The sequence below is a fragment of the Streptomyces sp. CB02980 genome (genome assembly GCF_014451325.2).
In the GTDB taxonomy this organism is placed as follows: Bacteria; Actinomycetota; Actinomycetes; order Streptomycetales; family Streptomycetaceae; genus Streptomyces.
In genome coordinates this window covers 138,298-159,015 of the sequence record NZ_JACSCH020000013.1, presented here as the reverse complement: position 1 = coordinate 159,015, position 20,718 = coordinate 138,298, and the positions used below count along the sequence as shown (strand labels likewise).

The following is a 20,718-nucleotide window of genomic DNA, read 5'->3' as shown; positions in this document are numbered from 1 at the left end:
CCTTCCGCGCCTGCGGTATCGCCGCCTTACGGCCCGCTCAGTACTTCGCGCCCTGGCCTTGCTGCCCGAGCCGGCTGTGACTGCGCCCGTACAGGAAGTACACGACGATGCCGATCACCATCCAGACCGCGAACCGGAACCAGGTCTCGCCGGGCAGGTTGAGCATCAGCCAGAGCGAGGCGGCGATGGAGATGATGGGCAGCGCCGGAACCCACGGGGTACGGAAGGAGCGCGGCAGGTCGGGGCGGGTGCGGCGGAGCACGATGACGCCGAACGCGACGACGACGAAGGCGAAGAGGGTGCCGATGTTCACCAGGGTCGCGAGTTCGTTGATGCTGGTGAAGCCGGCGACGATGGCGATGATCACACCGAGCAGGATGGTCGGCCGGTACGGGGTCTTGAAGCGCGGGTGCGTCTTGGAGAAGAAGCGCGGCAGGAGGCCGTCGCGGCTCATCGCGAAGAACACCCGGGTCTGGCCGAGCAGCAGGATCAGACAGACCGTGGTGAGGCCGACGGCGGCGCCGAAGCTGATCACGCCCGCGTAGAAGGGATGCCCGGCGGCCTTGAAGGCGTCGGCGAGCGGGGCGCTCACGGACAGCTCCGTGTAGTGCTGCATGCCGGTGACGACCAGCGCCACGGCCACGTAGAGCACGGTGCAGATGAAGAGCGAGCCGAGGATGCCGCGGGGCATGTCCCGCTGGGGCAGCTTGGTCTCCTCGGCTGCCGTGGCCACCACGTCGAAGCCGATGAAGGCGAAGAAGACGACCGAGGCGGCGGTGAAGATGCCCATGACGCCGAAGTTGGTCGGCTCGTACCCGAAGAGCAGCTGGACGAGCGGGGAGTCCCAGTTGGAACCGCCGCCCTCGGGGGTGACGGCCGGCGGGATGAAGGGGTCGTAGTTGTCGCCGACGATGAAGAACAGACCGGCGATGATCACGATCATCACCACGGTCACCTTGATCGCCACGACGAGCGCGGTGATCCGGGCGGAGAGCTTCATGCCGAGGACGAGGACGACCGTCAGAACCAGGACCAGGATGAAGGCCAGGATGTCGAAGGTGCCGCCCACGACGTCGGGGCCCTGGAGCGCCGCCGGTAGATGCCAGTCGATGTTGTCCATGAGCGAGCGGACGTAGCCCGACCAGCCGACGGCGACCACCGCCGTACCGAGGGCGAACTCCAGGACGAGGTCCCAGCCGATGATCCAGGCGGGCAGCTCGCCGATCGAGGCGTAGGCGAAGGTGTACGCCGATCCCGCCACCGGCACCGTCGAGGCGAACTCGGCGTAGCACAGGGCGGCGAGGGCGCACACGATGCCCGCGGCGACGAAGGCGAGGGCGGTGGCCGGGCCCGCGTTCTCCTTGGCCACCTTGCCGGTCAGGACGAAGATGCCGGTGCCGATGATGACGCCGACGCCGAACACCATCAGATCCCATGCGGACAGGGATTTCTTGAGTGCGTGCTCCGGCTCCTCCGTGTCGCGGATCGACTGCTCGACCGTCTTGGTCCGGAAGATGCCGTTGTTGGCACGTGGCTGCTGGTCCGTACTCACTCGTCGTACCTCCCTGCCATGGGGCTGCCCGCCCTGTGGTCAGAATGCACGCGAAAGGGCCGATCGGCACTCCGAAGAGTGAACCGATCGGCCCCGTGGGTGACGCGGGGTGACGGTGGCCGTCAGTCGCGGGCGGGCTCCACGGCCTGCGCGCTGCTCTCGAACCTGCCGTCGAGACGCGAGACCAGACCGGTGACCTGCCGGGCGATGTCCGGGGCGGTCAGACCGATCTCGGCCAGGACCTCGCCGCGGGAGGCGTGGTCCAGGAAGCGCGGCGGGATGCCGAAGTCACGCAACGGCACGTCCACTCCGGCGTCGCGGAGCGCCTGGGCGACGGCCGAGCCGACGCCGCCGACGCGGCTGTTGTCCTCGACGGTGACGACGACCCGGTGGCGCTCGGCGAGCGGGGCGAGGGCCTCGTCGACGGGCTTGACCCAGCGGGGGTCGACCACGGTGGTGGAGATGCCGTGGTTGTCGAGCAGGTCGGCGATCTCCAGGCACATGGGCGCGAGGGCGCCCACGGAGACCAGGAGGACGTCGGGCCTGTCCGAGCCGGGCTCGCGGAGCACGTCCATGCCGCCGACGCGGCGCAGGGCGGGTACGGCGGGGCCGACCGCGCCCTTGGAGAAGCGGACCACGGTGGGGGCGTCGGTGACCTCGACGGCCTCGCGCAGCTGGGCGCGGACCTGGTCGGCGTCGCGCGGGGCGGCGAGCCGCAGGCCGGGGACGACCTGGAGGATCGACATGTCCCACATGCCGTTGTGGGAGGCGCCGTCGGTGCCGGTGACGCCGGCCCGGTCCAGGACGAAGGTGACGCCGCACTTGTGCAGGGCCACGTCCATCAGGACCTGGTCGAACGCGCGGTTGAGGAAGGTCGCGTAGACCGCGAAGACCGGGTGCAGACCGCCGGTGGCGAGGCCGGCCGCGGAGACCGCGGCGTGCTGCTCGGCGATGCCGACGTCGAAGACCCGCTCCGGGAAGGCCTTGGCGAACTTGTCGAGACCGACGGGCTGGAGCATGGCCGCGGTGATGGCGACGATGTCCGCGCGCTCCTTGCCGAGCTCGACCATCTCCTGGGCGAAGACACCCGTCCAGTCGGCGCCCGAGGAGGCGATGGGCAGCCCGGTGTCGGGGTGGATCTTGCCGACGGCGTGGAAGCGGTCGGCCTCGTCCTGGAGGGCCGGCTGGTAGCCGCGGCCCTTCTCGGTGAGGCAGTGGACGATCACGGGGCCGCCGAAGCGCTTGGCGCGCGTCAGGGCGGACTCCAGGGCCTCGATGTCGTGGCCGTCGATGGGGCCGACGTACTTGAGGCCGAGGTCCTCGAACATGCCCTGGGGGGCGATGAAGTCCTTGAGGCCCTTCTTGGCGCCGTGCAGGGTCTCGTAGAGCGGCTTCCCGACGACGGGGGTGCGCTCCAGGATGTCCTTGCCGCGGGCGAGGAAGCGCTCGTAGCCGTCGGTGGTGCGCAGGGTCGCCAGGTGGTTGGCGAGGCCGCCGATGGTGGGCGCGTAGGAGCGCTCGTTGTCGTTGACCACGATGACGAGCGGGCGGTCCTTGGCGGCGGCGATGTTGTTCAGCGCCTCCCAGGCCATGCCGCCCGTGAGGGCCCCGTCGCCGATGACGGCGACGACGTGGTCGTCCTTCTTGAGGACCTCGTTGGCCTTCGCGAGGCCGTCGGCCCAGCCGAGGACCGTGGAGGCGTGCGAGTTCTCGATGACGTCGTGCTCGGACTCGGCCTGTGAGGGGTAGCCGGAGAGGCCGCCCTTCATCTTGAGCTTCGAGAAGTCCTGGCGGCCCGTGAGCAGCTTGTGGACGTAGCTCTGGTGGCCGGTGTCCCAGAGGACCTTGTCCTTCGGGGAGTCGAACACGCGGTGCAGGGCGATGGTCAGCTCGACCACGCCGAGGTTGGGCCCGAGGTGCCCGCCGGTCTTGGAGACGGCGTCCACGAGGAACGTCCTGATCTCGTCGGCCAGCTGATCCAGCTGTTCCGGGGAGAGCCGGTCCAGATCTCGCGGTCCCCTGATACGGGTCAGCAGAGCCACCCGTGCCTCCTTGCGTTTGAGCTGGTCGAGCTTGCCGATTTGTCGAGTCTAATGTTCCGTCTTGGATCGTGGGCATCGGGCCGGGGGGTGACGCGTCACCCTCACGGCCTACATGCCGCTGATCTGTACGGCTTTGATCGCTGATCCGTACGGCTCCCCGCGGGTCGGGGCACTGCTCCGGACGCAGCAGTGCCCGGCGCCGGTTTCACGGCGCCGGGCGGTGTGGCGGGCGTTACGCGCGGGACGGGGTCCCGGGTCGCGTCCGGAAAGTAGCGCAAGGCGGGACTTTCCGGACGCGACCTAGGCGCGTCCCGCCGTCTTCTGCGTCTTGCGGGAGACCGAGTCGATGATCACGGCGATGAGCAGGACCGCTCCGGTGATCATGTACTGGATCGCGTTCGAGGACAGGTTCATCTGGTTGAGGCCCTGGACGATCGACTGGATGACCAGGATGCCGAGGAGCGCCGACCAGACCTTGCCGCGTCCGCCGAACAGGGACGTACCGCCGATGACCGCCGCGGCGATGCACATCATCAGCTGGTTGCCGCCACCGAGGGAGCGGTCGGCGCCGCCGGTCGCGGAGGCGAGGAACAGACCGCCGATCGCGCCCATGGTGCCGGAGATCATGAACACCGAGATCCGGATCCACGAGACGTTGATACCGGCGCGGCGGGCGGCCTCGATGCCACCGCCGACGGCGAAGACCTGGCGGCCGTACGTGGTGCGGCGCAGCACGAAGTCGGTGACGAGCAGGATCACCAGGAAGATCACCAGGGAGAGCGGCAGGCCCTGCTCCTGGTTGAAGCCGTACGCGGCGACGAGGACCAGGACCGCGAGGACGGCGGTGCGCAGGATGATCTCGCTCTGCGGGCGGTGCGGCAGTGCGGCGGCCTTGCGGCGGCGGGAGTCGCGCAGCTGGGCGAGGTAGAACGCGGCGACGACGGCCACGGCGAGGCCGTAGGCGGCGGCGACGTCGGAGAAGTAGTACTTGGTGAGGTCGGCGACGAAGCTGCCGATCGGGGTGGGGATGGTGGACTTGTCCCCCATCACCCAGGTCTGGAGACCGGCCCAGCCGAGGAAGCCCGCGAGGGTGACGACGAAGGCGGGCACGCCGATCTTGGCGAAGACCAGGCCGTGGAAGGCACCGAGGAGGGTGCCGGAGAGGATGCCGAGGAGGATCGCGAGGCCGTCCGGCATGTCGGTGCCCAGGACGCCCCAGACGGAGCCGGCCAGACCCGCCACGGAGCCGACGGCGAGGTCGATCTCGCCGAGCAGCAGCACGAAGACGATGCCGACGGCCATGATGCCGGGGCCGACCGCGTACAGCGTGATCTGGTCGAGGTTGTACGAGGTGATGAAGTTGCCGGTGAGCGCCTGGAAGACGATGCCGATGACGATCAGGCCGACGACGACGGGCAGCGAGCCGATCTCACCGGAGCGGATCTTGCGCTTGAACTCCTCGACGTAACCCTTGAAGCCCTGCTCGCGCACGAGGAGGCGGGGGTCGACGGCGGGGATCGCGGCGGCGGCCGGGGCCTCGGTCACCGGGGCCGTCTCCTCGGGGGTACGGGGCTCGGGCACCGCTGCCTCTTCGCTCGCGGTGGGAGGGGTGTTGCTCACTTCGCTACCTCCGCGTTGCGGGCCTGACGGCGGGTCACGGCGTTGTCCGTGGCACCGGTGATCGCGGCGATGATCTCTTCGTGCGTGGTGGTGGCGACCGGGAAGGTGCCGTTGTTGCGGCCCAGGCGCAGTACGGCCACGGTGTCGGCGACGGCCTTCACATCGGCCATGTTGTGGCTGATGAGGATGACGCCGAGGCCCTGCTCGCGCAGCCGCTCGACCAGGTCGAGGACCTGGGCGGTCTGCTCGACGCCGAGGGCGGCGGTCGGCTCGTCGAGGATCACGATCTTGGGGTCGCCGACCAGGGCGCGCGCGATGGCGACGACCTGGCGCTGACCGCCGGAGAGCGCCGCGACGGGGATGCGGACGCTGGGGATGCGGATCGAGAGCGTGGAGAGCAGGTCCTTGGCCCGCTTCTCCATGGCGACCTCGTCGAGGACGCCGCCCTTCTTGATCTCGCGGCCGAGGAACAGGTTGGCGACGACGTCGAGGTTGTCGCAGAGCGCGAGGTCCTGGTAGACGGTCGCGACACCGAGGTTCTGGGAGTCGTGCGGGCGCTGGATCTCGACCTGCTCGCCCTCCCACTCGATGACGCCCTCGTCGATCGGGTGGACACCGGCGATCGTCTTGACCAGCGTGGACTTACCCGCTCCGTTGTCGCCGACGAGCGCGACGACCTCTCCTGCGTGGACTTCGAGATCGACACCGGAGAGGACCTGAACCGCTCCGAACCGCTTGAAGATCCCGCGCAACGCCAGCACGGGCGCCTGCGTCTGGGACACGTGAACCAACTCCTTCGCCGCCCGCGGGCGGCGGCATGTCGCGCCGCCGGTGCAGCGCCAAAGTTCGAGGGGGGCTGAGCTCGTCCGGCCCCCGGACCGACAGCGGGGTCTGGGTCGGCCGGGGGCCGGACGGGCAGGGGGACGGATCGTGTCGACGGGCGCCGGGCGGTCAGGGGGCGGAATCACCCTCTGGCGGGGGTTTCCACCCCCGGCGGGGCTCTTCACCCCGTGGCCGGGGCTTCAGCCTCTGTACGCGGGCCGGTGTCGGGATCCGTGACGCCGGGCCTCAGGGGCCCGGCGGGCTCGGCTCAGGGGCTACTTGATGCCCAGTTCCGTGCACTTGGCAGCCAGGTCCGAGGTGCAGAGGTCGGCGGCCTTGTAGATGCCGTCCTTGATCACCGTGGTCTGGATGTTGGCCTTGTCGACGACGACCGGCGGGAACAGCGTCGACGGCACACCGTCGGTCGCGCCCTGGGCGCCGAGCTCCTTGCCCTGGAGCAGGTTCACCGCGAACTTGGCGGCCTCGGGGGCCAGCTGGAGCGGCGACTTGTAGATGGTGAAGGTCTGCGAACCGGCGATGATGCGCTGGACGCCCGCGGCCTCGGCGTCCTGGCCACCCACCGGAATGCCCTTGATGCCGGCGTTCTCGAGGGAGGTGATGACGCCGCCGGCCATGCCGTCGTTGGCCGAGTAGACCGCGCCGATCTTGTCCTTGCCGACCGAGGAGATCGCGGCGGACATCTTCTCGCCGGCGATCTTCGGGTCCCACTCGCCGGAGGCCTCGTAGGCGATCTTGCCGACCTTGCCGTCGAGGGCGGTGTGGGCGCCCTTCTTGAAGAGACCGGCGTTCGGGTCCTTCTCGTCGCCGTTGATCATCACGACGTTGGCGGAGGCGGCCTTGGCGCCGAGGGCGGCGAGGAGCGCCTGGCCCTGGAGCTCGCCGACCTTGTTGTTGTCGTGGCTGACGTAGGCGTCGGCGCCCTTGACGGCGCGGTCGTACGCGACGACCTTGACGCCCTTGGCCTTGGCCTCGGCGACCCAGCCCTCGGCCTTGGTCGCGTCGACCGGGTCGAGCGCGATGACCTTGATGCCGTCGGCGATCAGCTGGTCGAACTGCTGCTTCTGCTTGACGACGTCGGAGACCGCGTTGTTGTACACGACCTCGCAGTCGCCGCACGCGGCCTTGACGGCCTTCTCGAACTGGGGCTTGTCCAGAGCCTCGTAGCGCGAGGTCTTGTTCTCCGGAAGGAGCAGACCGATCTTGGTCGAGCTGCCCTTGTCACCGCTGTCGTCGCCGCCGGCCTGGCCGCAGGCGGCGAGCGAGAGAGCCATCGAAACCGCGGCCGTTGCTATGACGGCACGACGCGTCACTGCGTTCATGTGGGTTGCCTCCCTGACGAGGCCGCGACGTTGCGGCCGAGGTGGCACGAAGTCAACTCGGCCGCAACGTTGACGTCAAGAAGTAAATTCTTAACGAGATGACAACGGTGGTGTTCGTTATCTAAGTGAACGCAAGGCGTGAGGCCGGAGCGGCCGTCGGCAGGGCACTCTCCAACAGGGTCGAATCGCCCATTTCACTCAGCACGAGGGCCAGCGCGCCGAGCACCTCTGCGCGGCCTCCCAGGGCCCCCTGGGCCAGCGAGAGCTGCCGGGCGGCGCTGGGGATCGCGTACCGCGAGACGGAGTCCCTGATGGGCGCCAGGACCAGCTCCCCGGCCTCCGCCAGGTCGCCGCCGAGCACCACCCGGCTCGGGTTCAGGAGATTGCAGAGGTTGGCGATACCGCTGCCGATGTGCCGCCCCACGTCGGCGATCACCCGGCGGCAGCCGGGGTCGCCCTCGCGGGCCAGCTGGACGACCCGCTCCATGGTCAGATCGGGGCCGTGGCTGGGCTGGAGCAGCGGCAGCACGTACCGGGCGGCCGTGAAGGTCTCCAGGCAGCCGCGGTTGCCGCAGCGGCAGACCGGGCCCGACTCGTCGAGCGTGATGTGCCCGATCTCGCCCGCGGTGCCGCCGGGGCCCCGGTAGACCCGTCCGTCGATGACGAGGCCGGCGCCGACGCCGCTCGCCACCTTGATGTACGCCAGGTCCTTGACGCCCCGCCCGCTGCCCCAGACCAGTTCGCCGAGCGCGCCGAGATTGGCGTCGTTGTCGACGTGCACGGGGACGCCGAGGCGGCCGGAGAGCTCCTCGGCGGGGTTGATCCCGCTCCAGCCCGGCAGGATCGAGGTCGAGCCGAGCGTCCCCGAGGAGACGTCGATGGGGCCCGGTACACCGAGCCCGACGCCGATCACCTTGTCCGGGCCGATCCCGGTGGCCAGGATCAGCCGTTTGACCAGCTGCTCGGCCCGGTCGAAGCCCTCCGCGGCGGAGGCGTCCACGTCGAGCGGCTCCGCCTCCTCGGCGAGCACCTGGTGGGCGAGGTTGCCGACGGCGACCCGGAGGTGGGTGTGGCCGAAGTCCACGCCGATCACGATGCCGGCGTCACCGGAGAGCGAGACGCTGCGGGCCCGGCGGCCGCCCGCCGAGGTGGGCGTGACGTCGACCGTGCCGCCGTCCTTCAACTCCCGGACGATGTTGGAGACCGTCGCGGCGGACAGTCCCGTCGCCCGGGCGATCTCCGCCTGGGTGAGCGAGCCGGCCATGCGCACCGCCCGGACGACCCGTTCGAGATTGGCCCTGTGCAGAGACGTCTGCGATCCCGGAGTCTCCATCGACTCACTCACTCCCACCGTTTTCTCCAACATGTGAACTCTAAGGGGACGCTTTCGGCTTGCTCCCCGTCAAGACCTTGAGCCACCGGGCGGCACGCCTCACACGGGCCAAGCCCGAGATGCGCCACGCCCGCAGGGGCCCTCCACCGGATCCGGCACACGATCCGGCTGGGCCCGGCGCAGACCTCGCGCCGGTCCGATTCGCGCATCGACTGCCGAGCATCTACTGCCCGAGCCCGGAACCAGAAAGGAGCACGGGGGTCATTTCCGAATTTCCGCCATACCCACCCTCAAAAGGCCACTTACAGAAGAAGCAGAACCTGTCTCGAAATTCACTTACCCCCCAGTCAAACGTCCTGTAGCTTTCGCTTCGAAGGAATCTTGCACCTACAAGGAGGACGTTCCATGAGGAATGGAAGAAGGATCACCAGGATCACCACAACGACGGCTCTCGTCGTTGCAGGATTTATGGGTGGAACTGCCACACCCGCCGCAGCTCACGACGATAGTCAAGCCGTTTACGCAGGATGCGGCTGGTCCAGCGGATACACGGAACTCGACAGAGAAATGATATACAATCCTGCAGGCGCCCGCATGGGCGCCGTATTCCTGGTCTGGAATGGTTCCACGGGTCAAAACTGCGTCGTCACTACACAGTGGGCAGGCCACGGCATCCCGGCCAAGCTCGTCGCCACTCTCGGCATCAGAAGCTCCGGAAGCGGAGCCATCACGTACAGGACCGACTCGGGAAGCTTCGGACATTTCGCCGCAGTTAAGGAATACACATCTGGTCAATGCGTGAACTTCCGCGGGGAAATTGCAGGAAGTGTCGCTGGGCGCTCCGCATGGGGAAATTGCGGTTGAGATTGATTTGAAAGGGGGTGCCTCCGATCCTTTGATCGGAGGCACCCCCTTTCAAATCAATCTCAACCTACTGACACAGCTCCCTTTACTTCACGGCCCCGGCGGTCAGACCGGCCACCACCTGCCGCTGGAAGATGATGTACGCGGCGAGCACCGGGAGCATCGCCATCACGAGGCCGGCGAAGAGCCCAGACCAGTCACCTTTGTAGCCCTGACTGACAGCGAGTTGCACCAGGCCCTGCGAGAGTACCTTTTGGTCTTCCTCCGTGTTGAGCACTGTCGGCAGCAAGTACTGGTTCCACTGGCCGAGGAAGTTGAAGATGCCGACGCTGATGAGACCCGGCTTCGCCATCGGCAGCATCACCTGGAAGAAGGTCCTGGTGTGCGACGCGCCGTCCACGAAGGCCGCTTCCGCCACCGAGGTCGGCAGCGTGCGGAAGAAGGCCGTGAGGAAGAAGACGGTGAAGGGTAGCGAGTACGCGATGTAGACGAGGATCAGGCCGTGCGGGGTGTTGAGCAGGGCCATGTTCTGCATCACGTAGAAGAGCGGCACGAGCGCCAGGATGATCGGGAAGCTCATCCCTCCGATGAAAAGGAAGTAGATGAAGCGGTTCCCAGGGAAGTCGAAGCGGGCCAGCACGTACGCGGCCATGGAGCCGAAGAGCAACGTACCGATGAGTGAGCCACCGACCACGAGGATCGTGTTCAAGAAGTAATCGCCCATGTGCGCATCGGTCCAGGCTCGGGACCAGTTCTCGAAACGAAGTGTTTCGGGCAGAGCCCAAGGCGAGTTAAAGATCGCCTTGTCGGTCTTGAAGGAGGTCATGACCGCCCAGAGCAGCGGCATGACGACCATGATCGCCCAGATGATCAGGAAGCCGTGCGAGAAGACGTTGAGGACCGAGCCCTCACTCTTGGATTCCTTGCGGGTCGTGGGCGGCACCGTCTTGGTGACCACGGGCCCCGAGCCCCCCGAGGGGCCGGGGGTCTCGACGCCGGGGGTGGCAGTGTCGGTCGTCTTCATCAGAACTCCAGCCGCTCGCGTCGGCCCAGCTTCATCACGATGGCCGCGAAGGCCAGGGTGACGAGAAGGAGCGCGACACCGATGGTCGTTGCGTAGGCAGCCTGACCGTCCCGGAATGCCTTCTGGTACACGTACAGCGGAAGGACGATTGTCGAGTAGTCCGGCCCACCACCGCTGGGGCCGACGGTCATGATCTGGACGACGGCGAAGGACTCCGCGCCGAGCGCCAGGATGCCCATGTAGATCCAGCCGGACTGCACGGTGTCCCAGAGGAGCGGCAGGGTGATCTTGAAGAAGGTCGTGAAGCGGCTGGCGCCGTCGAGCAGTGCAGCCTCGTAGAAGTCCCTCGGAATGGACGCCATGCCGGCCGAGAAGAGGACGACGAAGAAGCCGACCGTCGACCAGACAAGTACCACCATCACGCAGATGAGGGCAAGGTTTGGATCACCCAGCCAGTCCGGCTGAACACTCCCGAGACCGACGCCCTTCAGGAAGGAGTTGATGGCCCCACTGTTCGGGTTGTACGCGAACTGGAAGAGAAGTGCAACGATTGCGATCGACAGCACCTGCGGAAAGAAGTACACAACCTTGTAGAAAGAGGATCCACGCACTCCCGCGATGGCTGCCCCCCTACGGCGCCGACCGCCGACATTGAGCATGAAGGCGAAGAACAGCGCAAGACCGACGGTCACCAGCGGGAGCACCACTGCGAGGGTCAGACTGTGCTGGAGCGATTTCCAGAAGATCTCGTCGTCCAGCATTCTGCTGTAGTTGTCGAATCCGACGAACCCGAATTCGGGGCTCAGTCCGCTCCAGTCCGTGAGCGAGTAGTAGATGGACTGGATGAACGGCCAGATGACGAAGAGCGCATAGAGCGCGAGGGGTGCCGCCAGGAACCCCACGATGAAACGGTACTTGCCGTGCTGCATTCCTACCGACCCCGATCTTCCCGCGGAGGCGCGCCGCGGGTGCCGCGCGCGAAGGGGCCGGGGCCCGCTCCCGGTCGGCGGGAAGGGGCCCCGGCACTGCTCACTGGTGCTTGTAGTGCTTGATCGAGGAGTCCTTGGCCGCTTCGTCGGCGAACTTCTGGATCTTCTTGATCGTCTCTGCCGGGGTGGCACGGCCGGCCATCATCTCGCCGATGCCCGCGACACCGATCTTCTCCTTCTGGAGGGCGACGTACCAGTCCTGGAGGCGCGGGTTGACGACGTTCTGGCCGGCCTTCTCCAGGGCCGCGACACCGGACCTCAGACCCGGCGAGAGCTCGATGCCCTCGGTTCCACCGTTGAACGCGGTCAGAGACTTCACGGACGCCGTGAAGTTCTTGGAGGAAGCCTCGCTGAGCATGATGCGCAGCTGCTCCATGCCGCCTGCGGCGTTCTTCGCCTTCGCAGGGACGATAAAGGGCTCGCCGCCTGATGCCCAGATGGTGCCGAAGGGCATCTTGTCAGAGCTGTCGAGGCCAGTCGGTGCAGACACGGCGAGGTTGAAGTCGGCAGGCATGGTCTTCGCCGCCTCGTTCTCGACCCACGAGCCGTTCGGGATGAAGAGCGCCTTGCCTTCGGTCCACGCGGTCTGCGACTGGTTGTGATCGAGGCCAGGGGTGCCCTTGAGGATGTACCCCTTGCGGACCAGTTCGTAGTAGGCCTCGAAGCAAGCCTTGACCGCCGGGTGCTCCCACGCCTTGGGCTCCAGGTTGTCGATGGCGTCCAGGACCTCGCGGCCACCGACCTTGCCGATCATGGGGTAGAGCGAGAAGGGGACGTAGTACGGGTGCTTGCCCGCGTACGTCCAGGGAGCGATGCCCTTCTTCTTGGCCTTCTCGCAGACGGCCAGCATCTCGTCCCAGGTCTCCGGGTACTTCGCGTCGAGCGAGTCGAGCAGCTTCTGCGAGTACCAGACACCGTAGACGGTGTACGCGTAGTAGAGGACCCAGACCGGGGCGCCGTCGAACTGGCCCATCTCGACGATGCCGGGCCGCAGGGTGTCGCGGACCTTCTTGTTCGGGTCGTCGACGGACGCCGCGTCCAGGAGGTCGGTGAGGTCGGCCAGCTGCTTCTGGCCGACGAGGACGCCCATGTCCATCTGCTCTGCGCCCGAGTTGTCGATGAGGTCCGGCGGCGTGCCACCGTTGAAGCGTGGCTGCAGTACCGTCGTGATCTTCTGGGTCGGCGTGAACTTGACCTTGGCCTTGGGGTAATTCGTCTCGTAGACCTTGATCGCGTCCTTGGCGTACTGCTGTCCGAATCCGCCGTCGAAGAGGACGAAATCAAGCGGTGCCGACTCGTTCACCCCGAGCGGGTTCTTGTCGGACTTCGTCCCCTTCTCGACCTTGGCGTTTCCGTCGCCGCTGCTGCTCGCGCAGGCGGAGAGGAAGCCCATGGTCGGCACCGAAATCAGGCCGATCGCGGCGGAACGCTTGATCAGATCGCGACGGCCAAGGCCCTCATTGGTCTGAGCGGAGGTGGATCCCATGCTCAAGTCCTCGCCTTCATTCAGGACTCAGGCGGTGTACCGGTCGCCCGTACTCACTCGCCACAGGCGAAGGGCCCCGCCACCGCGGTCATTTGCAGCCGGGTCGTGCAGGCGTCGGGCCGTCGTGTGAGGAAACCGACTGGCTGGACGCGACAGGTATAGTCCACTTCCCTTCGCCGGAGCAAGATCGAAAGCAGGTTTCGACGGCCATCTTTCCCGAGTTGAGACCTCCGGGATAAGCACGCTGGATCTGCGGCGTTTCGTCCAACCATCCGTCCGTCGATGCCCTTGACAGTGCCTCAGACCTCCCCGTAATGGGGCACCTTGACGGGGCGGTCCAGGGCGTGGCGGGGACGCGGGCGGGCAAAAGCGGGCATACGGTCGGGATCGAAACAGTTGTGTCACAGACACCCGGAAAAGTAAGGATCCTGTGAGGGTGACCGGGGATCATAGGGGGACCGCCGACCTCGACCATGCGTTCGAGGGTCCGGCGGGATTTACCTGTCCCTCTCCCTTATGGAGTACTACGTGGCCAACTCTTCCGGCCTGAACCGCTCGGGTCTCCTGTCCCGTGTCGCGGTCGCCGCGATCACCGCCGCCCTCGTCGGCACCTCGACCGTCGCGGTCGCGGCGGAGCCGGGCCCGGCGACCAAGGCCCCCGCCGCGCCGCAGTCGAACCGCGTGTCGGCCGCCGCGCAGTCGGAGCGCGTGTCCGCCGCCGCGGCCTCCGCGACCGCCGCGACCGCCGCCTCCGGTGCCGCGCTCAACAACCTTTACGGCTGGCACACCAACGGCGACGTCATCGGCTACACCCCCGTCGGCGGCGGCGCCATCCAGCGGATAGCCGGGACGCAGGGCTGGAACTGGGTGGGATACAAGAACTTCACCCAGGCGGACACCGACGCGCGTCCCGACGCGGACGGCTGGTACCACGCCGACGGCTGGTACGCCGTCAGCCGCACCGGCCGCCTGCACTTCGCCAGCGACGGCCCGGTCCGCGACCTCGGCGGCGGCTGGAACGCGTACAACAAGGTCCTCTCGGCCGGCAACACCGGCGGTGGCGCCCCGGACGACATCCTGGCCCGCGACAGCGCCGGCGTGCTCTGGCACTACCTGGGCAACGGCAACGCGTCCCTGACCCAGCGCTACCGCGTCGGCGGCGGCTGGAACGCCTACACCCAGATCGCGGGCAAGGGCGATGTGACCGGTGACGGCCGCGCCGACATCATCGCCCGTGACCGCAGCGGCGTCCTGTGGCTCTACAAGGGCACCGGCAACTACCGGTCCCCCCTCACCGGCAAGACCCGCATCGGCGGCGGCTTCAACGCGTACAACTACCTCTTCTCCCCCGGTGACCTCAACGGCGACCGCCGCGCGGACCTGGTGGCCCGTGACGGCGCCGGCGCGCTGTGGCTGTTCAAGGGCGCGGGCACCACGCCCAACCCGTTCCCCACCCGCATGAAGATCGGCACCTCGGGCTGGAACGGCTTCGGCGCGCTGTTCTGATCGCCTCCGGCGTAGCGAAAGGGCCCCGCTCCTCTTCCGAGGAGCGGGGCCCTTTCCCGTACTACCGGATCCGGCGCTGGTGTCAGCCGCGGATCAGGTTGCGGAGCACGTACTGCATGATGCCGCCGTTGCGGTAGTAGTCCGCCTCACCGGGGGTGTCGATGCGGACGACCGCGTCGAACTCGACACCGGTGTCGGTGGTGACCTTGACCGTGCTCGGCGTGGTGCCCTCGTTCAGCTCCGTGACGCCCGCGATGGAGAAGGTCTCCTCGCCGGTCAGGCCGAGCGAGTCGGCCGACTGGCCGGCCGGGAACTGGAGCGGCAGGACGCCCATGCCGATGAGGTTCGAGCGGTGGATGCGCTCGTACGACTCGGTGATGACGGCCTTGACGCCGAGGAGCGCGGTGCCCTTGGCGGCCCAGTCGCGGGACGAGCCGGAGCCGTACTCCTTGCCGCCCAGGATGACCAGCGGGGTGCCGGCGGCCTGGTAGTTCTGCGAGGCGTCGTAGATGAACGACACCGGCGCGTCCGCCTGCGTGAAGTCGCGGGTGAAGCCGCCCTCGGTGCCCGGCGCGATCTGGTTGCGCAGGCGGATGTTGGCGAAGGTGCCGCGGATCATGACCTCGTGGTTGCCACGGCGCGAGCCGTAGGAGTTGAAGTCACGACGCTCCACACCGTGCTCGGTGAGGTACTTGCCGGCCGGGGTGTCGGCCTTGATGGCGCCGGCCGGGGAGATGTGATCGGTGGTGACCGAGTCGCCCAGCTTGGCCAGGACGCGGGCGCCGACGATGTCGGTGACCGGGGTGGTCTCCATCGTCATGCCCTCGAAGTACGGGGGCTTCCGGACGTAGGTGGACTCGGCGTCCCACTCGAAGGTGTTGCCGGTCGGGATCGACAGCGCCTGCCACTGGGCGTCGCCCGCGAAGACGTCCTGGTAGGACTTGTTGAACATGTCCTCGCCGATGGCGCTGGCGACGACGTCGTTGACCTCGGCCTCCGTCGGCCAGATGTCGGCCAGGTAGACGGGCTTGCCGTCCTGGTCGACGCCGAGGGCGTCCTTGGTGATGTCCACCTTCATGGAACCCGCGAGGGCGTACGCGACGACCAGCGGCGGGGAGGCCAGGTAGTTCATCTTGACGTCGGGGTTGATGCGACCCTCGAAGTTGCGGTTGCCCGAGAGCACCGAGGTCACGGCCAGGTCGTGCTCGTTGACGGCCTTGGAGACCTCCTCCGGCAGCGGGCCGGAGTTGCCGATGCACGTGGTGCAGCCGTAGCCGACGAGGTTGAAGCCGACCTTGTCGAGGTACGGGGTGAGACCCGCCTTGTCGAAGTAGTCGGTGACGACCTTCGAGCCCGGGGCGAGAGTGGTCTTGACCCACGGCTTGCGGGTCAGGCCCTTCTCGGTGGCCTTCTTCGCGACGAGCGCGGCGGCGACCATCACGTACGGGTTCGACGTGTTGGTGCAGGAGGTGATCGCGGCGACGGTGACGGCGCCGTGGTCGATCTCGTAGGTCGAGCCGTCGGGGGCGGTCACGGTGACCGGCTTCGACGGGGCGCCGTTGGGGTGGTTCGCCGGGGCGTCGGAGGCCGGGAAGGACTCCTTGCCCGCCTCGTCGGCCTCGTCCACGTAGTTACGGACGTCCTGGGCGAACTGCGCGGCGGCGTTCGCGAGGACGATGCGGTCCTGCGGGCGCTTCGGGCCGGCGATGGAGGGGACGACCGTGGAGAGGTCGAGCTCCAGCTTCTCGGAGAAGTCGGGCTCGGCGGCCGGGTCGAGCCAGAGGCCCTGCTCCTTGGCGTACGCCTCGACGAGCGCGACCTGCTGCGCGGAGCGGCCGGTCAGCTTGAGGTAGCTCAGGGTCTCGCCGTCGATCGGGAAGACGGCGGCGGTGGAACCGAACTCCGGCGACATGTTGCCGATGGTGGCGCGGTTCGCGAGGGAGGTGGCGGCGACGCCCTCACCGTAGAACTCGACGAACTTGCCGACGACGCCGTGCTTGCGCAGCATCTCGGTGATCGTGAGGACCAGGTCGGTGGCGGTGGTGCCGGCCGGGAGCTCGCCGGTCAGCTTGAAGCCGACGACGCGCGGGATGAGCATGGAGACCGGCTGGCCGAGCATCGCGGCCTCGGCCTCGATGCCGCCGACGCCCCAGCCGAGCACACCGAGGCCGTTGACCATGGTGGTGTGGGAGTCGGTGCCGACGAGGGTGTCGGGGTACGCCTGGCCGTTGCGGACCATGACCGTACGGGCCAGGTGCTCGATGTTCACCTGGTGGACGATGCCGGTGCCCGGGGGGACGACCTTGAAGTCGTCGAAGGCGGTCTGGCCCCAGCGCAGGAACTGGTAGCGCTCCTTGTTGCGGCCGTACTCCAGCTCGACGTTCTCCGCGAAGGCGGAGTTCGTGCCGAACTTGTCGGCGATGACGGAGTGGTCGATGACCATCTCGGCCGGGGAGAGCGGGTTGATCTTCGCCGGGTCGCCGCCGAGCGCCGCGACGGCCTCGCGCATGGTGGCGAGGTCGACGACGCAGGGAACGCCGGTGAAGTCCTGCATGATCACGCGGGCCGGCGTGAACTGGATCTCCTGGCTCGGCTGGGCCTGCGAGTCCCAGTTGCCGAGGGCCCGGATGTGGTCGGCGGTGATGTTCGCGCCGTCCTCGGTGCGGAGCAGGTTCTCCAGGAGGACCTTCAGGCTGTAAGGGAGGCGCGCGGAGCCCTCGACCTTGTCCAGCTTGAAGATCTCGTACGACTCGTCGCCCACGCGCAGCGTGCTGCGGGCGTCGAAGCTGTTCGCCGACACGACAGTCTCCTTCATCAATGTGCGCGTAGTACCGCGCCGCGACAATATGCGGCTCCGCCGCGTGGTGCGCGCCACGACTCCCTCGCCGATCCGCTAAGGTAAGGCTTAGTTAGGTAACCCTTACCTGGTGGGCGGCCGCGGTGCGCCGTAAGCAGTTATCTCGATGTCGAGATAACTCTAGTGCATCCCCGCTGCTCGGTCATGCCCGGCATACATGTGACGGCCGTCATCCTGACGACCGTCCGGCGGGCGACCCCGGACGCGCGGCGGGCCACCCCGGAGGCACGGCGGCCCTCACCCGCTCCCCCGGCGGGTCGACGCGCGCGGACACAGCCGGGCCGGAACCGTCAGCCCGCCCGGCGCGGGGGCGGGCAGGGCCGGGTCGAGCCGGGCCACCAGCGTCGTGATCGCCGTCTCCGCGATGGTCTCGGGCCGCAGCGTCACCGTGGTCACCGGCGGGTCGGTCTCGGCATAGGCCGGATCCTCGCTGGCGCAGACGAGCAGCAGGTCGTCGGGGATCCGCAGACCGTGGCGGGCCGCCGCGGCGAGGACCTGCCGGCCGCCGGGGTCGTAGAGGGAGTGGACCGCGTCGCAGGACCGGTCGGAGAACGCCCGGTCGAAGGCGTGGCCGGGCGCGTCCTCCGGGTCGAAGGTGATCACCGACGGCTCCCGGCCGCGCTCCCGGCACCATTCCTCGTACGCCCGGGTCACGGCTCCGGTGTAGTACTCGCGGCCGTACCCGGCGTGCAGGGCGATCCGGCGCGCACCGGCGGCCGCCAGCCGGTCGAGGACCTCGCGGGTGGTCGCGGCGTGGTCGTTGTCGACCCAGACGTCGTCGGGGTGCGGGTCGGTGGGGCGGCCGTCGAAGACCACGGGGATGCCCCGGGCCCGCAGGGCGCGCAGCACCCGGTCGTCCTCGGGGCTGTCGAGCAGGAGCATGCCGTCGACGCTCAGGGTGTGCCACAGGGTCTCGCCGCCGCGCGCCGCGGGCAGGACCGTCAGCGCGTAGCCGAGGGCGTGCGCGGTGGCCGCGCCGGCGGTCAGCAGGCGGGAGAAGTAGGGGACCTCGAGGTAGTTCCAGGGCGCGCCCGCGTAGGTGGTGACGGCGAGGCCGAGCGTCCCGGTCCGGGTCAGGGGCGTCCGGCGCGAGCCGTAGCCGAGGGCCGCCGCCACCTCGCGGACCCGGCGCCGAGTGGACTCGCCGAGCCGGCCCGTGCCGTTGAGGGCGTGGGACACGGTGGCGGTGGACACCTCCGCGGCACGGGCGATGTCGGTGAGGGTGGGCCCTGACATGCGCGCCATCGTACGGATTTCGCGGTCCGGGGAGGGTACTGGTTACGACGTTAATCAGCGAGCGTCCGGCCACAGCCAATGTTTGGAGTGGTCATGACTTCTTCCCTGAGCCGGCGCACCGTTCTCGCCGCCGCCGGTGCGGCGGGTCTCGTCGGGGTCGCCGGGAGCCCCGCGGCGGCGGGCTCGCGCCCCCGGTCGGCCGCGCTGGTCGTGCACAACGCCCGGGTGTTCACCGGCCGGTCCGGCGGCCGTCCCGTCGAGGCCGTGGCCGTCGGCCGCGACGGCCGGATCCTGGCGACCGGGCGGGGCAGCGAACTGCGCCGCCTCGTCGGCCGGGACACCGAGGTCGTCGACGCGCGCGGCGGGACCGTGATGAGCGGCATCCACGACGGTCACGTCCACCCCCTGGGCGCGGGCAGCCGCTCGCTGCGGCCCTCACTCGAAGGGGCGGAGACGACGCGGGAGGAGCTGCTCGCGATCCTGACCGGCTTCCTGAAGGACAGCCCGGGGCAGGAACCGGACGGCTGGCTGGTGGTGGAGGACTGGAACCCGATCGGCCTGCTGCCGCAGGGCTCGCTCCCCCACCACTCGCTGCTCGACGCCCTGCCCACCCGCCGTCCGATCGCCCTGGTCGGCGGCGACGGCCACAACATCTGGGTCAACGGCCGCGCGCTGGAGACCGCCGGCATCACGGCCGCCACGCCGGACCCGGCGGGCGGGAAGATCGTGAAGGGCGCGGACGGCCGGCCGACCGGCGTCCTCAAGGACGACGCCCAGCCGCTGGTGACCCGGCACATCCCGGAGCCGAGCGAGGCCGAGCTGGTCGCGGCGTGCGCGCGGGTGCTCGCCCAGGCGGCGGCCTCGGGGGTCACCACGATGATGGACGCCCTGGTCGGGCGCGGAGAGCTGAGCACGTACCGGGCGCTCGCGACTGCCGGGAAGCTGCCGCAGCGGATCGTCCCGGCGATCCGGCTCGACCCGGACCAGGCGAAGGACCCGGCGGCGGCGCTCGCGTACGCCCGGGGGCTGCGCCGGGAGTTCGGCGACGTGCGGGGGCTGCGCTTCGGGATGATCAAGGTGTTCCTCGACGGGGTGATCGAGTACCCGGCGCAGACGGCGGCGCTCCTCGATCCGTATCTGGACGGTGAGGGACGACCCACCACCAACAGGGGCGAACTGTACGTCTCGGCCCAGGACTACGGACGGCTGTCGGCCACCTTCAACCGGGCCGGCTGGCAGATGCACGCCCACGGCCTGGGCGACCGGGCCGTACGGACGGCACTCGACGGATACGCGTACGCCCGCCGCGCCACCGGGCTGCGCGACCCGCGCAACGCCGTCGCCCATCTCCAGCTGGTGGACCCGGCCGATCTGCGGCGCTTCGCCCAACTGGGCGTGGCGGCCTGCATGCAGCTGCAGTGGGCTTCCGCGGACACCTGGACGATGGAGGCGCTCCTGCCGTACATCGGGCCCGAGCGGCACCGGTGGATGTACCCGGCGCGCTCGCTGGAACGCCACGGCGCCGTACTCTCGGGCGGCTCGGACTGGCCGGTGGACGCGCTCCAGGTGTGGAACCAGATCAGGACCGCGATCGACCGGCAGGGGGCGTACGGCCAGGGGCCGCTCCACCGCGAGCTGGAGGGCCTGAGCCGCGCCTCGACGCTGCGGATGCACACGTACGGCACGGCCTGGCAGCTGCGGATGGACGGGGAGACCGGGACGATCCGGGAGGGCCGGGCCGCCGATCTGCTGGTCCTCGACCGGGATGTAATGAAATGTCCGGTCGCGGACATCAGTGACACCGCGGTGCGGCTCACCCTGGTCGGGGGCCGCGTGGTCCACGACGCGGAGTCGGCCTCGGGGCGTTCGGCCTCCGCGGGGCTGGCCCGCGCGGCGTCCGCGCCGCGGCCCTCGACGTACGCGGCGGTGCACGGCGGCCGGCACCGGGCGTGCGGCTGCGCGGCGCACTGAGCCCTCACCCCTCGATCCCCTCGCACCCGCCCGTACGGCCGCGGACGAATTGCCGCGGCCGTGCGGGCGGCGGACG

13 protein-coding genes are annotated in these 20,718 nt (G+C 68.8%); 2 read left to right on the top strand and 11 right to left on the bottom strand.

Translation table 11 applies throughout. The annotated features are described in order from the left end of the window. Positions 1-37: 37 nt before the first annotated feature. The 9 genes from E0F75_RS25865 to ngcE form a co-directional block, all read right to left on the bottom strand. On the bottom strand, positions 38-1,552 hold the full coding sequence (locus E0F75_RS25865) for an amino acid permease (RefSeq protein WP_229313070.1): 1,515 nt from the start codon (positions 1,550-1,552) through the stop codon (positions 38-40). A gap of 122 nt (positions 1,553-1,674) precedes the next feature. After that, the gene (gene dxs / locus E0F75_RS25860) at positions 1,675-3,594 is read right to left on the bottom strand and encodes a 1-deoxy-D-xylulose-5-phosphate synthase (RefSeq protein ID WP_229313068.1); all 1,920 of its coding nucleotides are present in this window, start codon (positions 3,592-3,594) and stop codon (positions 1,675-1,677) included. A 300-nt stretch (positions 3,595-3,894) separates the two neighbouring features. Next, positions 3,895-5,214, bottom strand: a complete 1,320-nt coding sequence (locus tag E0F75_RS25855; RefSeq protein WP_374115432.1) for a sugar ABC transporter permease — start codon at positions 5,212-5,214, stop codon at positions 3,895-3,897. Next, the gene (locus E0F75_RS25850) at positions 5,211-6,005 is read right to left on the bottom strand and encodes an ATP-binding cassette domain-containing protein (protein WP_030322939.1); all 795 of its coding nucleotides are present in this window, start codon (positions 6,003-6,005) and stop codon (positions 5,211-5,213) included. The genes E0F75_RS25855 and E0F75_RS25850 overlap by 4 nt, the downstream gene beginning before the upstream one ends. Before the next feature lie 306 nt (positions 6,006-6,311). Next, a complete protein-coding gene (locus tag E0F75_RS25845) occupies positions 6,312-7,376 on the bottom strand; it encodes a sugar ABC transporter substrate-binding protein (protein WP_229313066.1) in 1,065 nt (354 codons plus the stop codon). 121 nt (positions 7,377-7,497) lie between these two features. Beyond that, on the bottom strand, positions 7,498-8,709 hold the full coding sequence (locus E0F75_RS25840; protein ID WP_229313060.1) for an ROK family transcriptional regulator: 1,212 nt from the start codon (positions 8,707-8,709) through the stop codon (positions 7,498-7,500). Positions 8,710-9,658: 949 nt separating this feature from the next. Continuing rightward, the gene (locus tag E0F75_RS25835; protein ID WP_229313058.1) at positions 9,659-10,597 is read right to left on the bottom strand and encodes a carbohydrate ABC transporter permease; all 939 of its coding nucleotides are present in this window, start codon (positions 10,595-10,597) and stop codon (positions 9,659-9,661) included. Continuing rightward, on the bottom strand, positions 10,597-11,526 hold the full coding sequence (locus tag E0F75_RS25830; RefSeq protein ID WP_229313056.1) for a carbohydrate ABC transporter permease: 930 nt from the start codon (positions 11,524-11,526) through the stop codon (positions 10,597-10,599). The genes E0F75_RS25835 and E0F75_RS25830 overlap by 1 nt, the downstream gene beginning before the upstream one ends. Positions 11,527-11,626: 100 nt before the next feature. Then, positions 11,627-13,072 (bottom strand): N-acetylglucosamine/diacetylchitobiose ABC transporter substrate-binding protein, encoded by a 1,446-nt coding sequence (ngcE, locus tag E0F75_RS25825; protein ID WP_229313054.1) that lies wholly within the window; start codon positions 13,070-13,072, stop codon positions 11,627-11,629. A gap of 528 nt (positions 13,073-13,600) precedes the next feature. Here ngcE and E0F75_RS25820 point away from each other — a divergent pair. Further along, the gene (locus tag E0F75_RS25820) at positions 13,601-14,578 is read left to right on the top strand and encodes a VCBS repeat-containing protein (RefSeq protein ID WP_229313045.1); all 978 of its coding nucleotides are present in this window, start codon (positions 13,601-13,603) and stop codon (positions 14,576-14,578) included. A gap of 82 nt (positions 14,579-14,660) precedes the next feature. Here E0F75_RS25820 and acnA read toward each other — a convergent pair whose 3' ends face one another. Both acnA and E0F75_RS25810 read right to left on the bottom strand, forming a co-directional pair. After that, positions 14,661-17,378, bottom strand: a complete 2,718-nt coding sequence (gene acnA / locus E0F75_RS25815) for an aconitate hydratase AcnA (RefSeq protein WP_308189605.1) — start codon at positions 17,376-17,378, stop codon at positions 14,661-14,663. A 294-nt stretch (positions 17,379-17,672) separates the two neighbouring features. After that, a complete protein-coding gene (locus E0F75_RS25810) occupies positions 17,673-18,671 on the bottom strand; it encodes a LacI family DNA-binding transcriptional regulator (protein WP_229313040.1) in 999 nt (332 codons plus the stop codon). Positions 18,672-18,764: 93 nt separating this feature from the next. Here E0F75_RS25810 and E0F75_RS25805 point away from each other — a divergent pair, with 93 nt between their 5' ends. Further along, positions 18,765-20,642 (top strand): amidohydrolase, encoded by a 1,878-nt coding sequence (locus E0F75_RS25805; protein ID WP_229313038.1) that lies wholly within the window; start codon positions 18,765-18,767, stop codon positions 20,640-20,642. Positions 20,643-20,718 lie beyond the last annotated feature (76 nt).

Coding starts and splice junctions, on each gene's coding strand:
- E0F75_RS25845 (WP_229313066.1), bottom strand. CDS start 7,376: ATGAACGCAGTGACGCGTCGTGCCGTCATAGCAACGGCCGCGGTTTCG.
- E0F75_RS25840 (WP_229313060.1), bottom strand. CDS start 8,709: ATGGAGACTCCGGGATCGCAGACGTCTCTGCACAGGGCCAATCTCGAA.
- E0F75_RS25835 (WP_229313058.1), bottom strand. CDS start 10,597: ATGAAGACGACCGACACTGCCACCCCCGGCGTCGAGACCCCCGGCCCC.
- E0F75_RS25830 (WP_229313056.1), bottom strand. CDS start 11,526: ATGCAGCACGGCAAGTACCGTTTCATCGTGGGGTTCCTGGCGGCACCC.
- ngcE (WP_229313054.1), bottom strand. CDS start 13,072: ATGGGATCCACCTCCGCTCAGACCAATGAGGGCCTTGGCCGTCGCGAT.
- E0F75_RS25810 (WP_229313040.1), bottom strand. CDS start 18,671: ATGTCAGGGCCCACCCTCACCGACATCGCCCGTGCCGCGGAGGTGTCC.
- E0F75_RS25805 (WP_229313038.1), top strand. CDS start 18,765: ATGACTTCTTCCCTGAGCCGGCGCACCGTTCTCGCCGCCGCCGGTGCG.